Here is a 22,213-nt window from a genome sequence, read left to right on the forward strand (position 1 = left end):
CCGGCGTCGCCAGACTTGCCCAGCCGAGGGCGCGATTCCGGAACGCCGGACGAGAGCTGCAATACCGTTTCGGTTGACCCGCCGAAAGCGTCGAAAGGAAGGCGTATGTCCAAGAAATCCCGAACGAAATCGTCCAAAACGCCCTCCGGCAGTCCGACCGCTAAAAAGAAGCCCCTGAAAACACGGGCATCGACTCAAACAAGGTCCGCGAAGACGCAGCTGACACCGGCGAGCAAATCAACCGGGAGCTTAGCAAAAGCAGGATCACATAAGGCCGCATCGAAACAGTTAATTACCTCCAAATCGGCGTCCGCGCCCGCGACCGCGAAGTCGGGCCTCGCCGAGGGCCACAAGGCCCCCGCCTTCCGCCTGCCCCGCGACGGCGGCGAGGTCGTCACGTTGGCCGACTATGCCGGCCAAAAGCTGGTCCTGTTCTTCTACCCCCGCGCCGACACGCCCGGCTGCACAAGGGAGGCGATCGATTTCACCCGCCTGGCCGACGCATTCGCGGCCGCCGGCACCGCCGTGCTGGGGATCTCCGCCGATCCGTTAAAGGCCCAGGAGAAGTTCCGGGACAAGCACAGTCTCGGTGTCCCGCTGCTTTCGGACGAGCAACATGCGATGCTGGAAGCCTATGGCGCCTGGGGCGAAAAGTCCATGTATGGCAGGAGCTTCCTGGGAATTCTTCGCACCACGATACTGGTCGGGTCCGATGGCAAAGTAGCCAGGATCTGGCGCAATGTCCGGGTCGACGGCCATGCCGACGCGGTGCTGGAAGCGGCAAGAAGTCTTTAACCAATCCCTAGAATTCGCCTGTTCCCGTTTCCGGAAAATTAACCATGACCGGCCCAGATTGCTGCGGCAATTAGGCCGTACGGACTCATCCGACCGGCGCGGGAGTGCCGATGTCGAAAAGTTCTGCCCAATATTCGCAGCACCCCCCACATCATCCTCACGACCACGGACGGGCCTTCCAACGCCGGCCCGCCGTCGCCGCAGCCGCAGCGATCCCCCTTCCCGCGACCGACGACGCCTACACCATCGTCCACGCCGGCAAGCAGGTGCGCTTCGGGCCCGTGGTGTTCTGGATCGTGGTCGGAACGGTGGTGCTGCTCGGTCTCTGGTCGGCGGCGACCGCCACTTATTTTGCTTTCCGTGACGATGTCCTGACCCGGCTGATCGCCCGCCAGGCCGAGATGCAATACGCCTATGAGGACCGCATCGCTGAGCTGCGCGCCAAGGTCGACCGCACCACCAGCCGCCAGCTGCTCGACCAGGAACAGTTCGACCAGAAGCTCGACCAGATCATGAAGCGGCAGACGGCGCTGGAGTCCCGGGCCACGGCGCTCGGGGCCATGCCCGACGTGACCGGCTCGATTCCCCGCGCGACCCCGCAGCGCGGCGATGCGAGTCAGACTGCGCCGAAGCCTTCGCCCATCAGCGACACCGTGATCTTCGTGGCACCGCCGGACCGTGAGGCGCGGCTCGAATCGCGCGCGCCGGCCGTTGCGGCAGCGCCGACCAACCAATTCGCCAAGAACCAAGGTTTAGACAACGTCCTGGTTCGGCTCACGACCTCGCTCGATCAGGTCGAGCGTCGCCAGATGGCGGCGCTCAGCGCCGTCGAGGAAGGCATGGATTCCCGCATGCGCCGGATGCGCGGCGTGGTCAGCGATCTCGGCCTCAATCTCGCCAATCTCGAAGCCGCCGTGCCGCGCACCGCGATGGGCGGGCCTTTCGTCCCCGTCAAGCTGACGGCCAACGCCGGACCGTTCGAGAAGCAGCTCAATCGCATCAACATCACCCGTGCCGAGATGGATCGTCTCAACCGTACGCTGGCGCTGGTGCCCTACCGCAAGCCCGTCATCGGCGAGGTCGAGTTCACTTCCGGATTCGGTGTGCGCAGCGATCCCTTCCTCGGACGGCCCGCGATGCACACCGGGCTCGACTTCCGCGCCGCCAGCGGCGATCCGGTCCGCGTCACCGCCTACGGCAAGGTCGTCTCCGCCGGCTGGTCCGGCGGTTACGGCCGCATGGTCGAGGTCGACCATGGCAATGGGCTTTCGACCCGCTACGGCCATCTCTCCGAGATCAACGTCAAGGTCGGCGAGATCGTGAAGATCGGTCAGGTGATCGGTCTCGTCGGTTCGACCGGCCGTTCGACCGGTCCGCATCTGCACTATGAGACCCGCATCGAGGGCGAAGCGGTCGATCCGCAGAAGTTCTTGCGCGCCGGCGTACGCCTCAGCGCGGGCTAGCGCTGGCTCGCAGCTGGCAATTCACTGTTGCGCTCGTGGCCGACCTCTCGGTGATGACGTCGCCGAACAGCGCGCGGGTCCGAAATCTAAGTGCCGCGTCGCAACAGATTCAGAAGGCGTCCGTCGATCACCAGCAGCGCGCTGCCGATGACGATGGCGCCCTCGATCTCGCGCATCGAGATCGGCTCGCCGAGCACCAGCCATCCCAGCAGAATGGCGGTGACGGGAATGAGCAGCGTCACCAGCATGACGTTGCTCGCGCCCGACCGTCGCAAGACCTGGAAGAAGACGATGTAAGCCAGCGCCGTCGACAGGGCAGCGAGGCCAAGCACTGCAAGCCAGGTCGTAACGCCCGGCATCGGAAAATGCCAAGGCTGCTCCACAGCACCGGCGATGACCGCCATCATCACGGTCGACGCCATCAGCTGAAACGTTGCTGTGCCGAGCGGAGCTGCGTCCTTCAGCATTCGCCGCGCTGCCAGTGCGGCGAATCCATAGCTGACGGCGCCGCCAAGACAAAGCAGGATGCCGAGCCCCTGCCCCGCCCTTGTCTCGAAGCCCCATCCGCGCAAGACGATCACGCCCGCTAGGCCGAGCGCCACGCCGGCCACGCGGCGCATCTGCAAGGTCTCCTCGCCTGCCGCCGCCATCACCAGAACGGTGAACAGCGGCGTCGTCGCATTCAGAATCGAGGCCAGCCCGCTCGGAATGAAGGTCTGCCCGATCACGATCAGTGAGAACGGGATGACATTGTTGAGCAGCCCGATCACAACGAATGGCGTCCAACCCGACATGCTCTTGGGAAAACCGATCCCCTGGACGCGCAGGAACGGCACGAGAATGGCCGCGCCGAGCACGACGCGCAGGAACACCAGCGTCAGCGGCGGCAGTTCTCGCAAGGCGGCACCGTTGAAGAAGAACGAGCCGCCCCAGAGGATCGAGAGCACCGCGAGCAGCGACCAGTCGCGCACGTCGATCCTGTTGTCGCTTGGGGGCATGGGGTCTCACATCGGCGGCCGAGCCCGCTGACCTAGAACGACGCGGCGAACAATGCCACCCGATTTCTGGTGAAACTCCGGCTTACAAAACCGATGCCGGCAATGAATGGGGATCGAATTGCCCCACGCGATACTAGCCGGCTGGCGCGTGGACTCAGAAACCCGATCAGACGGCGCGGAGGCGGCGCCTTGTCCGTTCAGTTTTCAATAGCGGACATGGCCAGCTCGCCCCAGCTGGTTTAAGGGCCAAATGCAGACATGCGAGCAGTTGACGGGCCAGCTGCGTAACGGTCATGATCAACACGACTTCAAAGATGCCAAGCGGCCTCAATCCGGTCAGCATCCGCCAATTTGAAGAAGCAATTTTGAGGAACCCATGACGGGAATAAATCAGGCAGTTCCCCCATCCCTCCCGCCCCACGTACAGCTAATTCAGATGGGGACAGCGGGTGCAGTCGCTAATGTTGTGCATATCGCGGCGGCACTTGGTCTGGCGGACAAATTCGCCGATGGGCCAAAAAGCGCAGGCGAACTGGCTGCTCCCCTCGCTCTACATGCCCCGTCCTTGCACAGATTGATGAGGACCATGGCCGGTATAGGGCTTCTTACCGAAGGCGACGCACAGCGCTTCTCATTGACGACACTCGGAGAGGCATTGAAAACGGACGCACCAGGTTCAGCTAGATCGGCCCTGCTAATGACGGGAAGCAGCTGGGTTGGTAGTGGCTTCGCCAATCTTCTTCACTCTTTGCAGACAGGTCGTACGGGCTTTGAGAAGGCACACGGTATGCCGCTCTTCGATTATCTGGCTCACCATCCCGAAGCCGCATCCGTATTTAGTGGAGCAATGGTTGGCCTTCATGGAGGCGAACCTCCAGCGGTCGCGGCCGCCTACGACTTTTCTGTGTTCCAAACCGTCGTCGATGTCGGCGGCGCGTCCGGCAATATGCTCGCCAACATACTTGTGCGACATCCACAGCCGAGAGGGGTCCTGTTCGACCGGCCGCATGTCGTAGGTGATGCGCAGAAGTTGCTTAGAGAGAAGGGCGTCGCGAGCCGTGTGACCGTAGAGGCAGGAGACTTTTTCCTGTCGGTGCCATCAGGTGGTGACGCTTACGTGTTGTCCCACATCCTGCACGACTGGCATGACGACCTTTGCCTAACGATTCTTAGTCATTGTCGCAAAGCCATGAAACCCGATGGGCGACTATTGATAGTCGAGATGGTCTTGCCTCCCGGTGACGCCCCACATCCGGGGAAAATACTGGATATGGTTATGCTGGTATTGATCGGAGGGCAGGAGCGCACGGAGCGGGAGTATGCCGTTCTGCTGGACAAGGCTGGCTTCCGCCTCAATCGAGTTGTGACAACGGAGTCGCCCGTCAGCGTAATTGAAGCAGTGCTGGCCTAATCGCAGCGATGTCTGCTTCGGGTCAAAAGCGCCGTTTGGACCAGCGGTCGGAAGCTTCCGGTTTACCCCCGCCTCCAGACGACTCGCCGCCGCGGCCTAATGGAAGCGATGGGCCATAAACTGCCGTTGAAGATGAAGGCACGATGTTCTTACTCGATCCCGACCGGCTTTCTTTCCGACGTCTCAAAGCCTATCTTGGTTGAAAGGGCGCGAGAGGCAGCGAAATGCTACCGGCACCAATCACTTATTGCTTCTACCGTTGTCGCGGGCTCTGCCTTCACACTTGGGTCGTCGCGACTTTCGCAATCATGATGGCCTCCACTCCGCTGCAGGCTTCAACAGCACCAAAAACGGCAGCGTGCGGATACCTCGCTGGTCTAATTGATAAGGCTCCGCCATCAGGGCGGTTGTTCCTGCCCAGCTATCCGACCGTCGAATCGGGGCCTCTGCATGGCGCCGCCTACCTCTATGACAATGCGGTAGCCGCCATCGCATTGGTCGGTTGCGGTGAGCAAGACAAAGCATATCGGATTGGCTCGGCGATTCTCTGGGCCATCGACAACGACCGCACCTGGCATGATGGACGGCTCAGGAACGCTTACGCCGCGGGTGTGGCGGCGAATGGCCCCGTCAAACTTCCGGGGTGGTGGGACAATGCTCAGAACAAATGGTTAGAGGATCGATATCAGGTGGGCAGCGACAATGGTAACATGGCATGGGCCATGTTGGCGTTGCTGTCGCTTGATGATGTGAACATCGACTTTCGGTTCCGCGATGGTGCAGCACGGCTTGGCGCCTGGGTCGCGCAATGGGCCGATACGCGCGATACTGGCGGTTTCACGGGCGGTACGTTTGGGCACGAACCGACGCCGGAAGTGCGGACGTGGAAATCGACTGAACATAATACTGACCTCGCCGCCGCGTTTGGCCTTCTTGCGGTCCGTACAGGCGAATCGCGTTGGCGTGACAAGGCAACGGCTGCTGAGCACTTCGTAAATGCGATGTGGGATTCGGCATGCGCCTGTTTCGCCGCAGGGACAGCTGAAGACGGCGTCACGCACAATCCGATTTTGGCTCTGGATGCTCAGATCTGGCCTTTAACAGCGCTTCACGGAGCGGCCGGGAAATTTGCATCAGCAATGACGACCGCCGAACAGCGAATGAGTGTCGGCGGGGGCTTTTCTTACGGTGAAGACCGGGACGGTGTGTGGACCGAAGGGACGGGCCAAATGGCTCTCTTGATGAAATTGCTCGGCAGGACTGAGAGGGCAGAGTCGTTGATCGCTGTAATCGAATCCCAGAGGTCGCCCGATGGTGGGTTCTATGCCACGACTGTCCGCGAGTTACCGACTGGGTTCGTGTTGGACACCGACCCGACCAAGCCGCGACTCTATTTCCGATTGTCACATCTTGGCGCAGCTTCGTGGGCTGCCCTCGCGGAACGTGGGTTCAATCCCTTCACGATGACAAAAGGACTTCCGTAGTTGAGCCGCGATGCTTCTCGTCTCGGCCTCTTTTTTGGTCTTTTTTGATTTCGATATGTCCGCGAAGGGTCATCAGCCGCCGCTACTAGCGACAAAGGAGTTATCGTCTCAGCTAGAGCTATCGCGTCAGCTGCAGTCGCGAACAACAAGGGAAACGTATCCAACCGTGTCGGGCGCTATGAAACGCGCAAAACAGCTTTAGTTGGCTCGGTGCTGTCGATGTCTGTCATCGCAAGCTCAAACTTACTTCCTGTTTTGGCATAAGAGCCTGACGGCAATTCTTTCCTTTGTGGCTATCCTCCCCGTCTTTCTAATTATCGCCCTCGGCCTTCTGAAATTAGCTCGCGATAGATGAGCACCGCCGTATATCCGCTTTGGGTCATTCGCGTCGATTTGGGTTCGTCCTCGCCATGTCGGTTTTGCCCTGGCAGCCGACACGTGAACGCAGGCTCGATGTGGTCGCAATGGGCCAACAAGCGACATGCCCTTGTCCGAAGGCCGTATAGAGAAACGCGCGTTCGAGCAGATCATTGGCGCACTGGACTCTACGTCCAATGCCCCTGTGAAGCCTTGCGCTGAGCGACTCACGATCCCGGCGCGCAGCGGCGTCCACGAGAATCACATGCTGGCGGGCGCGGCGCTTGCTGCTGGAATCTCACGCGCGGATTGATATCGCAATAGCTGGTCCACCGTCCGGATGCCGAGGCCAGGCACTGCTCTCTCGTCTCATACATGCACTCGCCGGGAGCGCCAGCATGGCCACCGAAGACGCACCAGGGATAGTCGCGGCCGGCCTCTGCTGCTGAAGAAAGGCCCAACAGCAGGAACCCAATAAGCAAACCGAGTCGCATTCGACCCTCCATCATGTAAAGCGGACGGATTATAGAACATGCTGAAAGCAAGCGGAGCCTCGAAAGGTAATCCTTAGGCCGCCGGCCATCACCAAGGAGATTTTGCAGTGCAGCCAGTCGCTTTGAACGTCGATTCCTTGGGCTGATGAGCTCCGGGTAGCCGATGCCGTCAGAGCCGACTTCGCTCTTATGAGCATCCGCCCTAGGACGCCTTCTTCGGCCGCGACACCAGCTCGATCATCCTGCCTTCATCATCATCCGGCATCGCAGCCTTCGCCTGCGCGTAGGACTCGACCGCAGCACGCGAGACCAGTGGCTTCTCCGCCAGCAGGCTCTCCGCGAGCCTCACCGCATAGGCGGCATCCTTGTGCCGGAGCGCAGCCGTGAAGGTCGCGCCGCTGAAATCGCGGGCGACCATGCGCTTGGAATGACGCGTGACCTGGGGGCTTGCGGCAACGCCGGCCTGGATCGACTCCAGCACCAGTTTCATGTCGAGCCCGGCCTGCTCGGCGATCGCGAGGCCCTCGGCGAGGCCGGCGATCTGGATCGCGCCCATCAGATTGTTGATGAGCTTGTAGACGGTACCAGTGCCGACCGCGCCGAAATGGCGGATGGTCGAGCCGATTGGTTCGAGAAAAGGCCGCGCGCGCTCGAGATCGGCCGGGTCGGCGCCGGCCAGCAGCGTCAGCTTTCCGCTGGCGGCAGCATCCGGCAATCCCGTCACCGGGCAGTCGATGTAGATCAGCCCGCGCGCATTCAGCTCGCGGCCCATCTCGCGGGCATGGTCATAGGAGACGGTCGAGCATTCGATCGCGATGGTGCCGGCCTTGGCGGTCTTGGCCGCGCCGTTCGGCCCGAGCCACACCGCGCGCGAGGCTTCATCGTCAGCCACCATGGTCACGACCGCGTCGGCATCGATCGCGGCGTCCTCAGGCGAGGTCGCCCAGTGCGCGCCGCGCGCGATCAGGTCTTCAGCCTTGGCCTTGCTGCGATTCCACAGCGTCACCGTGAAGCCGGCATCGAGATAGCGGCCGGCCATACCGTGGCCCATCCGTCCAAGCCCGATGAAGGCGATCCGGGGCATGATCAGTCCACGTCCTCGATGTCGGCACCCGGGGTCCCGAAGGCGCGCTGCGCCAAGGTCGCGGCCATGAAGTCGTCGAGCTCGCCATTGAGAACGCCCGAGGTGTCGGAGGTCTGCACGCCCGTGCGCAGGTCCTTCACCATCTGGTAGGGCTGTAGCACGTAGGAGCGGATCTGGTGGCCCCAGCCGATATCGGTCTTGGCAGCCTGGTCGGCGGCGGCCTTCTCCTCGCGCTTCTTCAGCTCGATTTCATAAAGGCGCGCGCGCAGCATGTCCCATGCCTGCGCCCGGTTCTTGTGCTGGGAGCGGCCGGCCTGGCAGACCACGGCGACGCCGGTCGGAATATGCGTCAACCGCACCGCGGATTCGGTCTTGTTGACGTGCTGGCCGCCGGCGCCGCCCGAGCGCATCGTATCGACGCGAACGTCGGATTCCTTGATGTCGATCTTGATGCTGTCGTCGATGACGGGAAACACCTGCACGCTCGAAAACGAGGTGTGCCGCCGTGCGTTGGAATCGAACGGCGAGATGCGGACGAGGCGGTGCACGCCAGCTTCGGTCTTCAGCCAGCCATAGGCGTTGTGACCGGAGACCTGGATCGTCGCGGACTTGATGCCGGCCTCTTCGCCCTCGGACTCTTCGAGATACTCGACCTTGAAGCCGTGCGTTTCGGCCCAGCGCGTATACATGCGCAGCAGCATCTGCGCCCAGTCCTGGCTCTCGGTGCCGCCGGCGCCGGCATGGACTTCGAGATAGGAATCGAACCGGTCGGCTTCGCCCGACAGCAGCGCCTCGAGCTCGCGCCGCGCGACTTCCTTCTTCAGGTTCTTCAGCGCAGCTTCGGCTTCCGCAACGACACCGTCATCGCCCTCGGCCTCGCCGAGCTCGATCATGCCAATGTCGTCTTCGAGCTCCTGCTCGACCTTGCCGATACCGCCAAGCGAATCCTCAAGCGAGGTCCGCTCCTGCATCAGCTTCTGGGCTTTCTGGGGATCGTTCCAGAGGTTGGGATCTTCTGCGAGCTTGTTCAGCTCAGCGAGGCGCGCCGTCGATTTCTCGACGTCAAAGATGCCTCCTCAGCAGCCCGACTGACTGCTTGATCTCTTCTACCAACCGTTCGATTTCGGCGCGCATGTGGGTCTCTGGTCTAGCGCATGATCCGGGAAAGTGTGCAGCGGTTTCCCGAAAAGATCATGCGCAAACAAAAAGCTGAAGCGATGACAGTTCATCTCATCGCGAATGGGATGTAGCGGCGGCGGCTGCAAAGCGCAACCGCCGGAACCGCGATCGTCCGTGTTATCCGGCCTAGTACAGCCCGCCGGTGCCGGGCCGCATGAAGAAGCCGGAATCCGGCTGCTGCTGCTGCGAGGCCGGCATGCGCCCGTCGGCGTCGGCCACGCCGATGACCGAATAATTGTCCGGCGGCGCCGTGCCCGGCTTGAAGGCTTCGAGGATGGTCCCGCCGGTCTCGCCGGGACCTGCACGCATGCCCGTCTTGGAGGCGACGCGCACGAGCTTGATGCCGGCAGGCACCTTGAACGGAACCGCGGGCTTGTCAGCGAGCGCGAGCTTGAGGAAATCGCGCGCGATGGGAGCCGCCAGATGGCCACCGGTAGCGGCATTGCCCTTGCCCAGCGGACGCGGCTTGTCGTAGCCCATATAGATGGCGACGGCGACGTCGGGCGAGAAGCCGACGAACCAGGCGTCCTTGGCCTCGTTGGTGGTACCGGTCTTGCCGGCAACCGGCTTGCCGACCTCCTTGACCACGGTCGCGGTACCGGCCTGGACCACGCCCTCCATCAGTTCGGTGATCTGATAGGCGGTCATGGAGTCAAGCACCTGCTCGCGGCGGTCGATGAGCTGCGGCTCAGGCTGGCTCTTCCAGCCGCCCGGGGCGTCGCAGCCGCGGCATTCGCGCTGGTCGTGCTTGAAGATGGTGTGGCCATAGCGGTCCTGAATACGGTCGATCAGAGTCGGCTTCACGCGGCGGCCGCCATTGGCGAGCATCGAATACGCAGTGACCATGCGCATCGCCGTCGTTTCGCCGGCGCCGAGCGCGTAAGACAGATAGTTCGGCAGTTCGTCATAGACGCCGAAACGGCGGGCATATTCGCCGATCAGGGGCATGCCGATGTCCTGCGCAAGACGCACCGTCACCGTGTTGAGGGATTGCCGCAGCGCGTTGCGCAGCGTCACCGGTCCCTGGAACTTGCCCGAGGAGAAGTTTTCCGGCCGCCATACGCCGGCGCCCTGCCCTTGGTCGATTTCGATGGGAGCATCGAGCACGACGGTCGAGGGCGTATAGCCGTTGTCGAGTGCAGCCGAATACACGATCGGCTTGAACGACGAACCCGGCTGCCGGTAGGCCTGCGTGGCGCGGTTGAACTGGCTCTGGTCGAACGAGAAGCCGCCGACCATGGCGAGCACGCGGCCGGTCCACGGATCCATCGCGACCATGGCGCCGGACACTTCGGGGATCTGGCGCAGCCGGTACTGGCCTTCGACCGGTTGTCCCTCCTTGCTGTAAAGCGGATCGGCATAGATCACGTCGCCGGGCGCAAGCACCTGCGCTACGGAGGTTGGCGTCTTGCCCCTGGTATTGCCCTGGGCCGCTCGCGCCCAGCGCACGCCATCGAGTGTGACGAGGCCAGTCTCGCGCTGCTTGCTGACGGCGCCGCCGAGCTCGCGGCTCGGCTGGAAGCCGATGCGCGCCGACTGGTCGCTTGTCTCCAGCACCACCGCCATGCGCCATGGCGAGATGTCGGACAGCGATTTGATCTCGGCCAGCTTCACGCCCCAATCGCCCGAAATATCGAGCTTGCTCATGGCGCCGCGATAGCCCTGCTGCTCGTCATAGTTCACGAGGCCAGCGACCATGGCCTTGCGCGCCATGACCTGGATCTTCGGATCGAGCGTGGTGCGGACGGAGAGACCGCCCTCATAGAGCTTCTTCTCGCCATAGCGCTCGAAGATGTCGCGGCGGACTTCCTCGGCAAAATACTCGCCGGCGAAGGTGTGGGCGCCGTTGGAACGGTTGGTGACGGCCAGCGGCTCCTTGCGGGCCTTGTCGGCGTCGGCCTGCTTGATCCAGCCGTTCTCCACCAGACGGTCGATCACGTAATTGCGGCGCTCGATGGCGCGGTCGCGGTTGCGGACGGGATGCAGCGTCGCCGGCATTTTCGGCAGCGCGGCCAGATAGGACGCTTCCGCAACCGTCAGCTCGTTCACCGACTTGTCGAAATAGACCAGCGACGCGGCGGCGATGCCGTAGGCGCCGAGGCCGAGATAGATCTCGTTCAGATACAGCTCGAGGATCTTGTCCTTCGAGTAGGTCTTCTCGATCCGCATCGCCAGCAAGGCTTCCTTGATCTTGCGGGCGAAGGAGACCTCGTTGGTCAGAAGGAAATTCTTGGCGACCTGCTGGGTGATCGTGGAAGCGCCCTGCGGACGGCGGTTGGAACCGTAGTTCTGGATGTAGACCACGCCGGCGCGCGCCATGCCGGTGTAGTCGATGCCGCCGTGCTCGTAGAAATTCTTGTCTTCGGCCGCGAGGAAGGCGTTGATCACGAGCTTGGGCACCGCCTGGATCGGCAGATACAGCCGCCGCTCCTTGGCGTATTCGCCGAGCAGCGAACCATCGACCGCGTGCACGCGGGTCATCACCGGCGGCTCGTAATCCTGAAGCTGAGAGTAGTCCGGCAAGTCCTTGGAGAAATGCCAGATCAGGCCTGCCACGGCCCCGACACCGACAAGGAACACCACTGTTCCCGCGGCGAACAGGAAGCCCATGAACCGCACCAGCAAGCGCATTATCTGTTTATCCGTTCAAACTTTGGATCAGCCCAGTATCAGCCCCTTGGCACCCCAAACAGGCGCCAAATCTCACGTCGCGAATTCACCGGCTTACACAATACATCAGTGCCGGACTTAAGACGCTTGCCGAACAGGATTCTCGCCGATTCCGGAACCCCCTGCGGCATTTTTATAAAGCGCCCGCTGTGGCCAAACTAGGGCTTTTGCGACGGGACGGAAAAACCCTTGCAGTTTGAAGACCTCAGGGTCGCCCAATTGGGCGATCCCGGGTCGTCAATTCGACGATCCCGCGGTGGCCATCCGTTTGGTCAAAAACCCGTCGATGGCCTGCGCCATCGAGCCCACCGCCTTGGACCGCCAGCCCTCGGACACCAGATGCTCGAGGTCGCCCTTGTTGGAGACGTAGCCGATCTCGACCAGCACCGAGGGCACATCGGGCGCCTTCAGGACCCGGAAGCCGGCCGACTTCAGGGGATGCTTGTGCATCCGCACCGTCGACTTCATTTCACCCATCAAAAGGCGGGCGAAACGGTTTGAAAAGGTGCGGGTTTCCCGCTGCGTGAGGTCGATCAGGATGTCGGCGACGTCGGTCGGCTCCTCCGTCAGGTTGAAACCGGCGATCGCATCTGCCCGGTTTTCCGCATCCGCCAGCCGCTGGGCCTCGGCGTCGGAGGCCTTGTCTGACAGCGTATAGATGGTCGCGCCCTGCGCATCGCCCTCGGCGCGAGGCAGCGCATCGGCATGAATCGAGACGAACAAGGCGGCTTTGAGGTTGCGGGCGATCTTGGTCCGGTCATTGAGGGGAATGAAGGTGTCGTCGTCCCGCGTCATGACCACACGGTATTTACCGGCCTTCTCCAGCCTGTCGCGCAGCGCCAGCCCAAAGGCCAGCACCAGATTCTTCTCGCTCTCGCCGCTCGACTGCGTGCCATTGTCGATGCCGCCATGGCCGGGATCGATCACGACCACCGGGCGGCCATCGGTCTTCTGCTGCGCCGTTTCGGGGGCTGTCGTCGCGGGAGCCGTTGCAGGCTGCGCCTCGGCGATGGTGGGCCGTAGTTCGGGGCGATTTTCGGGCGCGAGCGACTGCACGAAGGCGGCGCGGTCAACCTCCTCCAGCTCCAGCACAAGCCGGGCCGGCTGATCGTTGGCCGCCTCCAACACGTAGGATTTGGCGATCTTGGCCGGCCCCGTCAGGTCGAACACGATTCGCGAGCCGCCGGGCATGACGAGCCCGTAGCGGAAAGCCTTGACCAGTCCCCGCCCCCCGGCCCCGGTGCCCGCCGGCAGCTGAAAACTGACCTGCGGCACGTCAACGACCACCCGGTACGGGTCGGCCAGCGTGACAGCGCGGAAGGTGACGGCCTGGTCGATGTCGAGAATGAAGCGGGTCTGCTTGCCGTCGCCGGCCAGCCGGGCAGCCGAGGCAACCGGGAAATTCGCTACGGCAACAGCGGGTTGCGGCTGGCCTTCCGCCGCCCTCAGGCGCGAGGAATCGGCACATGGCAGTGCTGCGGCGCACAGCAGCGCGCCTCCCAGCAGAATCCCTCGATTTGTGCGGCTCGCCACCGATTCCGTGCCTCCGAGCAGCCCTTTTAACGCAATAGAACCACAGGGTTAATTGATCCTTAATGACAGAAACGCGAAACTCGCTGACTGTGACCGCCGTGCGACGCTCCCTTGCACGGATGGCTCATTCCTCGTATGTACGGAATGCTGACGGCCGATATTTCCGGTTGTGTCGCATTCAGCCTCCCGGTGCAGCGCCGGAACTCTCAAGGTTTGAGAATTCCAGCGTTTTCCGTTCCCCTCTAAGACCAGCGCGGTGCGCGGCAGCGAGGTGGAGCGGGTCAAGCGTCGGCGGCGGACGGTCCTGGGTTACCACTCGCGTTACCGGGACGGTTCTGACAGCGACGTAACCCATTACCCGATCCCTTGATCCCAAGGGAGCGGTTCGTGATCCCCAAGGCGAGCGCGCTCGCGCCATGCCTGGCCAGCAGCAACTGATTGAAGGGCGGCCTCCCCGCCCAATGTTTCATACGGGCCGACGCTTGATGCGCCAGACTGTGCCGACGAATTCTGAAGGACCATTCGCGACGCTGCGGAGTGACAATCCCGCGCGTCGCAAGGGTCCTGAAGCTTCCGGTTCGGCAAGGCGCGAGAGACGGCGTTTCGGCCTTCCCCTCACCCCCGAATCAGGTGGACCGTCGCGTCACCCGGCGGCGCGATACGCGCCCACGGTGATTAGCGCCCGCCGCCGCCAAGAGTTAAGACATGCCCAACAAGATGTTGATCGATGCCACCCACCCGGAAGAGACCCGGGTCGTCGTGGTCCGCGGCAATCGCGTCGAAGAGTTTGATTTCGAGACCGCGCAACGCAAGCAACTGCGCGGGAATATCTACCTCGCCAAGGTCACAAGGGTCGAACCCTCGCTCCAGGCCGCCTTCGTCGAATATGGCGGCAACCGCCACGGCTTCCTCGCCTTCAGCGAAATCCATCCCGACTACTATCAGATCCCGGTCGCCGACCGGCAGGCGCTGATCGAGGCCGAGGAGCAGGCCCATCGCGAGGCCGAGGAGGAGAGCGAGAACCGCTCCCACGGGCGCCGCCGTTCGCGCCACCGCAATGCCCGCCGCCGCGGTCATGGCGAGCGCGTGCGGAGCGACATCGTCGAAGGCCTCGATGCCGGCGCCGATCCCGTCGCCCAGCCGATCGAGGGCGCTGCGCTGCCGGAACATGCCGAGGGCGCCCTGCATGAAGGCGAGCATCTGCACGCCGATGCAGAGCACGAAGGCCACGATCACCACGACCACGATCATGGCGAGCATGATCACGACGATCATCATGCCCATGATGTCGAGCACGATCACGACCATAGTCACGATCAGCAGCACGATCACCACGACCATGATCATGTCGGCGAGACCCCCGCGCCCGTCGCAGCCGTCGGCGCCGAGCCCGTGGTCGCGACCGAGATCGTTGCCGAGCCGCAGGAGACCGCCACCTCCGAAGTGCACGCCGAGGCCCTCGCCGAAGCCGTGACCGCTGCCGCCGAACCGGCGGACGCCGTGTATGGTGAGAGCGCCGAAGCGCCGCCTGCCCGGGCTGCGGAAGCAACCGGCGACGACGATGAGGATGAGGACGAGGACGAGGACGGCGAGGAAGCCGAAGATGAAGTCGTCGAATCCGTCGGTGGCGACGATGTGCTGGAGGAAGTGCCGGAGCGCACTTTCCGTCCGCGCCGCCAGTACAAGATCCAGGAAGTCATCAAGCGCCGCCAGGTGATGCTGGTGCAGGTCGTCAAGGAAGAGCGCGGCAACAAGGGCGCGGCGCTGACGACCTATCTGTCGCTCGCCGGCCGCTATGCCGTGTTGATGCCGAACACCGCGCGCGGCGGCGGTATCAGCCGCAAGATCACCAGCGCCCAGGACCGCTCCCGCCTGAAGGAAGTGGTGCAGGACCTCGACGTGCCCGAGGGCATGGGCATCATCCTGCGCACCGCGGGCGCCGCCCGCACCAAGCCCGAGATCAAGCGCGACTTCGAATATCTGATCCGGATGTGGGAGACGGTGCGCGACCTCACGCTGAAGTCGCAGGCCCCGACCCTGGTCTACGAGGAAGGCTCGCTGATCAAGCGCTCGCTGCGCGACCTCTACAACAAGGAGATCGACGAGATTCAGGTCGCCGGCGAATCCGGCTACCGCGAAGCGCGCGACTTCATGAAGATGCTGATGCCCGCCAATGTCAGCGCGGTGAGGCAGTATCGCGACGGCCAGCCGCTGTTCTCGCGCATGGGCGTCGAGAGTCAGCTGGACGCGATGTTCTCGCCGACCGTGCAACTGCGCTCCGGCGGCTACATCGTGATCAACCAGACCGAGGCGCTGGTCTCGATCGACGTCAACTCCGGACGATCGACGCGCGAGCACCATATCGAGGACACCGCGCTCAAGACCAATCTGGAAGCGGCCGAGGAAGTCGCCCGCCAGCTTCGCTTGCGCGACCTCGCCGGCCTGATCGTCATCGACTTCATCGACATGGACGAGAAGCGCAACAATCGCGCGGTCGAGCGCAAGCTGTCCGATTGTCTCAGGCAGGACCGCGCGCGCATCCAGGTCGGCCGCATCTCCCATTTCGGTCTGCTTGAGATGTCGCGCCAGCGCATCCGCGCCAGCGTGCTCGAGAGCTCGACCGATCCGTGCCCGCATTGCGGCGGCACCGGCCATGTCCGCTCGGTGTCGTCGGTGGCGCTCCAGCTGCTGCGCGGCCTCGAAGAGATCCTGATGAAGGGCGCGACCCACAATCTCGTGGTCCGCACCCGCACCGACGTCGCGCTCTATGTGCTCAACCACAAGCGCGGCCATCTGCGCGACCTCGAGAACGGCTTCAAGGTCACCCTCTCGGTCATCGCGGATTCCAGCGTCAGCGGGCCGCAGGCCTACCTCATCGACCGCGGCGAGCAGGTGCATACGCTGGAGGCCGCCAAGGCGCTGCTCCTGGCGCAGGCCGCTGCGAGCCCGCCGCCCCTGGCCGAAGAAGCTTACGACGACGAGGAGTTCGATCCGGAGACCGAATCCGAGGTCGAGACCGAGGAGACCGAAGGCCTCGCGGAAGAGCAGGCCGCAGGCGACGCCGCCTCCGAGCAGGACGGCCAGCGCCGCAAGCGTCGCCGTCGCCGCCGCGGCCGCGGTGGCCAGCGTGACGGCGAGCCGCGTGATGATAGCGCCCCCACCCTTCCCGAGGCGGCCGTCGCGGCCGGCGAAGGCGAGGACGATGCCGAAGCCGAGCAGGACGGCGAAGAAGGCGAGGAACAAGCAGCCCGTGGTGAGCAGCAGGGCAGCGGCGACCGCCGGCGCCGGCGTGGTCGCCGCGGCGGACGTCGCCGTCGCGGTGGCGGCGAGGAAGGTCTTGCCGGCTCCATCGGCGACGAACTCGGTAGCAATCAGCCATCGGAAGCTGCCGACGCGGTTGCCGATTTCGACGGCTTCGGCAATGAGGCTGCGCCCTCGATTGCGCAAGCCGAGCCCAGCGCCGAGCCGCAAGTTGCGCAGCCTGAGCCGCGCGTCGAGGTGCAGACCGAGGTACCGGCCCAGCCCGTCCCCGTTGTTGCCGAGGAAGAGCCCGCCGAAGACAAGGCCGCACGGCGCCGCTCCACGGTGCGCGAAAAGGTGAGCTTCCTGTCGAGCAGCCCGAGCGAGCCGGCAACGCCGGTTGCGCAAGCGACCGAGCCGGTCGCCCCGCCCACGCCGGCGGCCGAGCCGGCGCCGGAAGTGGCAAGCGAAACGCCGGCCGCCCCGCGCCGTGCCGGCTGGTGGTCCCGCCGCTTCGGCGGCGGCGAGTAAAGCCGAACAACCTATGCAAGATGTGACGCCCGGCACTGCCGGGCGTTTTGGTTTCGCGGTCGTCCCGATGTGCTAAGCCGTCTTCGCAATCAGAGAGGGGACCGGCAGTGTCAGAGCTTTGCGATTCCAGTGCCGTTGAGCTGCGCCGCTTATTGGCCGCACGGGCGATCTCACCCGTCGAGCTGCTGGATTCCTGCCTGTCGCGCATCGCCACCGTCAATCCCGCAGTCAACGCCGTCGTGACGCTGGACGAGCCAGGCGCACGTGCCGCGGCCAAGGCGGCCGAAGCCGCCATTCTGCGTGGCGAAGATCGCGGCGCTCTGCACGGTCTTCCCGTTCTCATCAAGGACACCCAGGACACCGCCGGGATGCGGTCCACCTATGGCAGCCCGCTGCTGAAGGACAACGTCCCGGCCGCCGACCAGGGCTCGGTCGCGCGGCTGCGCGCCGCCGGCGCCATCATCTTCGGCAAGACCAACACGCCGGAATGGGCGGCCGGCGCCAACACCCGCAACCCCGTGTTCGGCGCGACCGGCAACCCCTTCGATCCCATGCGTTCGGCGGCTGGCTCCTCCGGCGGCTCGGCGGTGGCGCTCGCCTGCGACATGGCTCCGCTCGCCTCGGGCTCCGACACCGGCGGCTCCTTGCGCAATCCGGCCGGCTTCGCCGGCATTGTCGGCATGCGCCCGTCCTACGGCCTCGTCGCCAGCGAAAAACGTGCGTTCGGCTGGTCCAATCTGTCGACCGACGGGCCGATGGCGCGCAACGTCGCCGACACTGCACTGATGCTGTCGGTGATGGCGAGCGATGATGCCCGCGATCCGCTCGCTTATACACTGCCCGGCGAGCCCCTGCGCGCCCGTGCCGAGCGCTGGGCCGCTCCGCGCCCCGCAGAGCTCGGCAAGTTGCGCCTCGCCTTCACCGAGGATTTCGGCTTCGCCCCGACCGAGCAGGCGATCCGGCGGGTGTTCCGCGCGCGGGTGAAGACGCTCGCGCCGCTGTTCGCAGAGTCCCGCGAAGCGACGCCGGATTGCTCCGGCGCCGACGACGCCTTTGCCGTGCTGCGCGCGGGCATATTCCTGGCGATGCATGGCAAGAACTACAAAGAACGTCGCGAGATGCTCGGCCCCAATGTCCGCGCCAATGTCGAGGAAGGGCTCGGCTACACGCTCGAAGACCATGCGCGGGCCACGACGACGCAGACGCGGATCTATCGCGCCTATCAAAGCTTCTTCGAGACCTGCGACGTGCTGATCAGCCCGACCATCACGCTGAGCCCGCGGCCGTGGTCGGAGCCTTATCCCGCCGAGATCGACGGCGTGCCGACCAAATCCTACTTCCACTGGCTCGCGCTGGCCTACGCCGTCACGCTTCCCGGCCATCCCGCCATCAGCATTCCGCTCGGCCTCGATGAGGCCGGGCTGCCGTTCGGCCTCCAGATCGTCGGCCCGCGCGGCGGCGACGCCATCGTGCTCTCGGTTGCGGCAAGCATCGAGGCGGCGTTGGCAAGCGATGCGCAGACGTGCCGGCCCGTGCCTGACCTGGCGCGGCTCGCCGCGGCACCGGCTCTATCGTCCGCTCCCGGCTTCCTCACTTGGGAATAACCGACAGGAGAATTCTTCCGATGCAAAGCGCAATCGTTCTCGGCGGCGGCATGATCGGCGTGAGTGCAGCGCTGCACCTGCAGCAGCGCGGCTGGACCGTCACGCTCGTTGATCGCAGGGAGCCGGGCCGCGAGACCAGCTACGGCAATGCCGGAATGATCCAGGCCGAAGCGGTCCGCCCCTATCCGATGCCGCGCGACCTTGCGACGCTCGTGAACATCGCGACCGGCCGCACCAACGATGTGCGCTACAGCCTGTCGTCGCTTCACCTCCATATCGAGCCCCTGCTCCGCTACTGGTGGCACTCGGCGCCGAAGCGGCATCGCGAGGCGATCGAGGCCTGGGCACGGCTGATCGCCTACGCGACCGCAGAGCACGACATCCTCATTCGGCAAGCCCATGCCGACAATCTGATCCGCCGCGCCGGCTATCGCATGCTGCATCGCGACGCCGCTTCATTCGATCTCGCGATCAAGACGGCGGAGCAAGATCAAAGCGAATTCGGCGTGAATTTTCGCGTCCTCTCCGGCAGCGAGCTTGCCAAGGCCGAGCCGATCCTGCGCGACGATCTTCCCGGCGCCATCCATTGGCTCGACACCTGGACCGTGTCCGATCCGGGTGCGCTCGTGACGGCCTATGCCGAGTTGTTCGAGCGCCTCGGCGGCACCGTCGTTCTCGGTGATGCGCAGTCGCTGCGGCAGACCGGGACCGGCTGGTCCGTCGATACCGACCAGGGGCGCCTCGACGCCCCCCATGCCGTCGTGACGCTCGGGCCGTGGTCGCCCGATCTGCTGCACAAGTTCGGCTATCGCATTCCACTGGTGCGCAAGCGCGGCTACCACATGCATTACAGCGGCGGCGCCTCGCTCGATTTGCCTCTCGTCGACAAGGGCGGCGGCTACGCCATGGGCCCGATGGCCAAGGGCATCCGCATCACCACAGGCGCCGAGCTGACGAGCCCGGACGCGCTCGCAACGCCGGTGCAGCTTGCCAGCGCGGAAGCCTCCGCACGCGAGCTGATCGATCTCGGCAAGCGCGTCGAGCCCGATCCGTGGTTCGGCACCCGCCCCTGCACGCCCGACATGCTGCCGGTGCTCGGGCAAGCGCCGCGTCATCCCGGCCTCTGGATGAATTTCGGCCACGGCCATCAGGGTTTTACCCTGGGCCCCGCGACCGGTCGCCTGCTCGCCGAGATCATGAGCGGCGAGACGCCGGCGATTGATCCGGTGCCTTATCGGCCGGAGCGGTTTTAGACCCAAAGAAAAGGGCTGATCGAGGATCTCGACCAGCCCTTTTCATTTCTGAGCCCGAGCGCGCCGATCAGTCCGTCGTGATCGCCGTCTCCATGTCGGTCGGATCGATCTGCTTGGCGAGGTTGGCGTTAAGCTTGTCGCGGTCGAGCTCGCCCTCCCACCAGGCGACGATCACGCAGGCGACGCCGTTGCCGCACAGATTGGTCAGCGCGCGGCACTCGCTCATGAACTTGTCGATGCCGAGCACGATCGCCATGCCCGGCACGAGGCGCGGATCGACCACGGCAAGCGTCGCCGCCAGCGTGATGAAGCCCGCGCCGGTGATTCCGGAGGCGCCCTTCGAGGTCAGCATGGCCACGACCAGGATCGTGAGCTGCTGGCTGAAGCTGAGATCGACACCGAGCGCCTGTGCGATGAACAGGGTCGCCAGCGTCATATAGATGTTGGTGCCGTCGAGATTGAACGAATAGCCCGTGGGCACAACGAGACCGACCACCGACTTCGAGCAGCCGAGTCGCTCCAGCTTCTCCATCAAGGACGGCAACGCGCTCTCCGAGGACGAGGTGCCAAGCACGATCAGCAGCTCGTCCTTGATGTAGGACAGGAACTTGAAGATCGAGAAGCCGGCCAGGCGCGCGATGAGGCCGAGCACGACGAACACGAACAGCGCGGCCGTCACGTAGAAGGTCGCGATCAACCCGATCAGATTGAGGATCGCACCGGTCCCGAACTTGCCGATGGTGTAGGCCATCGCGCCGAACGCACCGATCGGCGCCGCGCGCATCACGATCGAGATGACGCCGAACACCGCATGCGCGGCATCGTCGATGAAGCTGCGGATAGTGTGGCCGCGCTCGCCTAGGCTCATGACGGCGAAGCCGAACAGCACCGAGAACAGCAGCACCTGCAGGATCTCGCCTTGCGCGAAGGCGCCGACCACGGTGTCGGGAATGATGTGCAGCACGAAGTCGACGGACTTCTGCGCCTTGGCCTGGTCTGCAAACTTGGAAACCGCCTCCGCACTTGCCGCCGCATTGCCGAAGCCGGAGCCCGGCTTGACCAGATTGCCGACGACGAGACCGATCACCAGGGCGAAGGTTGAGACGACCTCGAAATAGACCAGCGCCTTGACGCCGATGCGGCCGACCTTTTTGGCGTCCTGGATGTGGGCGATGCCGGAGACGACGGTGCAGAAGATGATCGGGGCGATCACCATCTTGATCAGCTTGATGAAGCCGTCGCCGAGCGCCTTGATCCATTCGTTGGTGGCGAATTGTGGCCACAGCCAGCCGACGATGGCGCCGAGCACGATGGCGATCAGCACCTGGACGTAGAGAACCTTGTACCACGGCTTGGCGGCGGGCGGCGCGATCGGCGCCTCCGCCATCGTTGTCGTCGTCATCGTTTCACTCCCCTCAAGACGCTGGGCCAGCCAAGATCAACTTGGCCGGCCCTGTCAATTGGAACCGCTCGGTTCTTGCCTGTTTTACTTTCGGCGTTCGATCAGCCTGCGCGCGGCTGGCATCAGCGTCGCGCCAAGTGCGTTCTTGACCAACGAAGCCGCAACGAACGGCACGATGCCGACCTGCCAGGATTTCGCAACGCCCAGCCCGAGGCCAAACGCCAGCCAGCCGAAGCCGGCGGCCAGAATGATGATATGGCCAACAGCCATTGCTGCAAACAACAGCGCCATGCTGCGATCCCAGCCGCGCTCGGCGAGCCAGCCGGTCACGAAAGCCGCCGCAATGAAACCGAACAGATACCCCGCGGTCGGGCCGAACAGCGGTGCAATGCCACCCACCGGTCCGGCAAACACCGGCGCCCCAAACGCGCCTTCGGCGAGGTAGGCGATCATGGTTGCGCTGCCAAGACGCCAGCCATAGGCAGCACCGATCATCAGCACCACCAGCGTCTGCAACGTCATCGGGACATAGGGCAGCGGCAGGCTGACCTTGGCTGATAGCGCCATCAATGCGGTGCCGAGCGCGATCAGCACGACGGCGCGCACTGCGCCAACGGTTTCACCCGGCCGGGTCGGCCACATCAAAGCGGCGAGAGAAAAATGCGGCGTGGCCGCGGTCGGGGCAGATCGGTCAGGCAAGATGAACTCCGGAAGT

At 64.1% G+C, this 22,213-nt stretch carries 15 protein-coding genes; 7 read left to right on the forward strand and 8 right to left on the reverse strand.

From position 1 onward, the window contains the following. Positions 1–105: 105 nt before the first annotated feature. Both IVA79_RS13055 and IVA79_RS13060 read left to right on the forward strand, forming a co-directional pair. Positions 106–795, forward strand: a complete 690-nt coding sequence (locus IVA79_RS13055) for a peroxiredoxin (protein ID WP_247553419.1) — start codon at positions 106–108, stop codon at positions 793–795. 110 nt (positions 796–905) lie between these two features. Then, the gene (locus IVA79_RS13060; protein ID WP_247553420.1) at positions 906–2,258 is read left to right on the forward strand and encodes a M23 family metallopeptidase; all 1,353 of its coding nucleotides are present in this window, start codon (positions 906–908) and stop codon (positions 2,256–2,258) included. 86 nt (positions 2,259–2,344) lie between these two features. On the opposite strand, the gene IVA79_RS13065 is transcribed toward IVA79_RS13060, so the two are convergent. Next, entirely contained in the window at positions 2,345–3,256 is a 912-nt protein-coding gene (locus IVA79_RS13065) for a DMT family transporter (RefSeq protein WP_247553421.1), read from the reverse strand. 586 nt (positions 3,257–3,842) lie between these two features. On the opposite strand from IVA79_RS13065, the gene IVA79_RS13070 reads away from it, so the two are divergent. After that, entirely contained in the window at positions 3,843–4,667 is an 825-nt protein-coding gene (locus IVA79_RS13070; protein WP_247553422.1) for a methyltransferase, read from the forward strand. Between the two features lie 308 nt (positions 4,668–4,975). Beyond that, complete coding sequence (locus IVA79_RS13075) at positions 4,976–6,151, forward strand: hypothetical protein (RefSeq protein ID WP_247553423.1); 1,176 nt, start codon at positions 4,976–4,978, stop codon at positions 6,149–6,151. 584 nt (positions 6,152–6,735) lie between these two features. On the opposite strand, the gene IVA79_RS13080 is transcribed toward IVA79_RS13075, so the two are convergent. From IVA79_RS13080 to IVA79_RS13100, 5 genes are all read right to left on the reverse strand, one after another. Then, positions 6,736–7,017 carry a DUF3551 domain-containing protein gene (locus tag IVA79_RS13080; RefSeq protein ID WP_247553424.1) on the reverse strand — a complete coding sequence of 94 codons (282 nt, stop codon included), beginning with the start codon at positions 7,015–7,017 and terminating at the stop codon, positions 6,736–6,738. A gap of 187 nt (positions 7,018–7,204) precedes the next feature. Next, positions 7,205–8,086 carry an NAD(P)-dependent oxidoreductase gene (locus IVA79_RS13085; RefSeq protein WP_247553425.1) on the reverse strand — a complete coding sequence of 294 codons (882 nt, stop codon included), beginning with the start codon at positions 8,084–8,086 and terminating at the stop codon, positions 7,205–7,207. A gap of 2 nt (positions 8,087–8,088) precedes the next feature. Further along, positions 8,089–9,220 (reverse strand): peptide chain release factor 2 gene (gene prfB, locus IVA79_RS13090; protein WP_247553426.1). Its coding sequence is split into 2 segments (ribosomal slippage): positions 8,089–9,150 and positions 9,152–9,220, totalling 1,131 coding nucleotides; the frame shifts between segments, so codons are not numbered across the junction. 171 nt (positions 9,221–9,391) lie between these two features. Next, positions 9,392–11,896 (reverse strand): penicillin-binding protein 1A, encoded by a 2,505-nt coding sequence (locus IVA79_RS13095; RefSeq protein ID WP_247553427.1) that lies wholly within the window; start codon positions 11,894–11,896, stop codon positions 9,392–9,394. Between the two features lie 276 nt (positions 11,897–12,172). After that, on the reverse strand, positions 12,173–13,468 hold the full coding sequence (locus IVA79_RS13100; protein ID WP_247553429.1) for an N-acetylmuramoyl-L-alanine amidase: 1,296 nt from the start codon (positions 13,466–13,468) through the stop codon (positions 12,173–12,175). Between the two features lie 705 nt (positions 13,469–14,173). On the opposite strand from IVA79_RS13100, the gene IVA79_RS13105 reads away from it, so the two are divergent. The 3 genes from IVA79_RS13105 (at position 14,174) to IVA79_RS13115 (ending at position 20,096) form a co-directional block, all read left to right on the forward strand. Further along, positions 14,174–17,239 carry a ribonuclease E/G gene (locus IVA79_RS13105; RefSeq protein WP_247553431.1) on the forward strand — a complete coding sequence of 1,022 codons (3,066 nt, stop codon included), beginning with the start codon at positions 14,174–14,176 and terminating at the stop codon, positions 17,237–17,239. Between the two features lie 107 nt (positions 17,240–17,346). Then, positions 17,347–18,843 (forward strand): amidase family protein, encoded by a 1,497-nt coding sequence (locus IVA79_RS13110; RefSeq protein ID WP_247553433.1) that lies wholly within the window; start codon positions 17,347–17,349, stop codon positions 18,841–18,843. A gap of 20 nt (positions 18,844–18,863) precedes the next feature. After that, entirely contained in the window at positions 18,864–20,096 is a 1,233-nt protein-coding gene (locus IVA79_RS13115; protein WP_247553435.1) for an FAD-binding oxidoreductase, read from the forward strand. 67 nt (positions 20,097–20,163) lie between these two features. Here IVA79_RS13115 and IVA79_RS13120 read toward each other — a convergent pair whose 3' ends face one another. After that, complete coding sequence (locus IVA79_RS13120) at positions 20,164–21,498, reverse strand: dicarboxylate/amino acid:cation symporter (RefSeq protein WP_247553437.1); 1,335 nt, start codon at positions 21,496–21,498, stop codon at positions 20,164–20,166. Positions 21,499–21,582: 84 nt separating this feature from the next. After that, a complete protein-coding gene (locus IVA79_RS13125; RefSeq protein WP_247553754.1) occupies positions 21,583–22,140 on the reverse strand; it encodes a biotin transporter BioY in 558 nt (185 codons plus the stop codon). Positions 22,141–22,213 lie beyond the last annotated feature (73 nt).

This window comes from Bradyrhizobium sp. 138 (assembly GCF_023074075.1).
GTDB lineage: Bacteria > Pseudomonadota > Alphaproteobacteria > Rhizobiales > Xanthobacteraceae > Bradyrhizobium.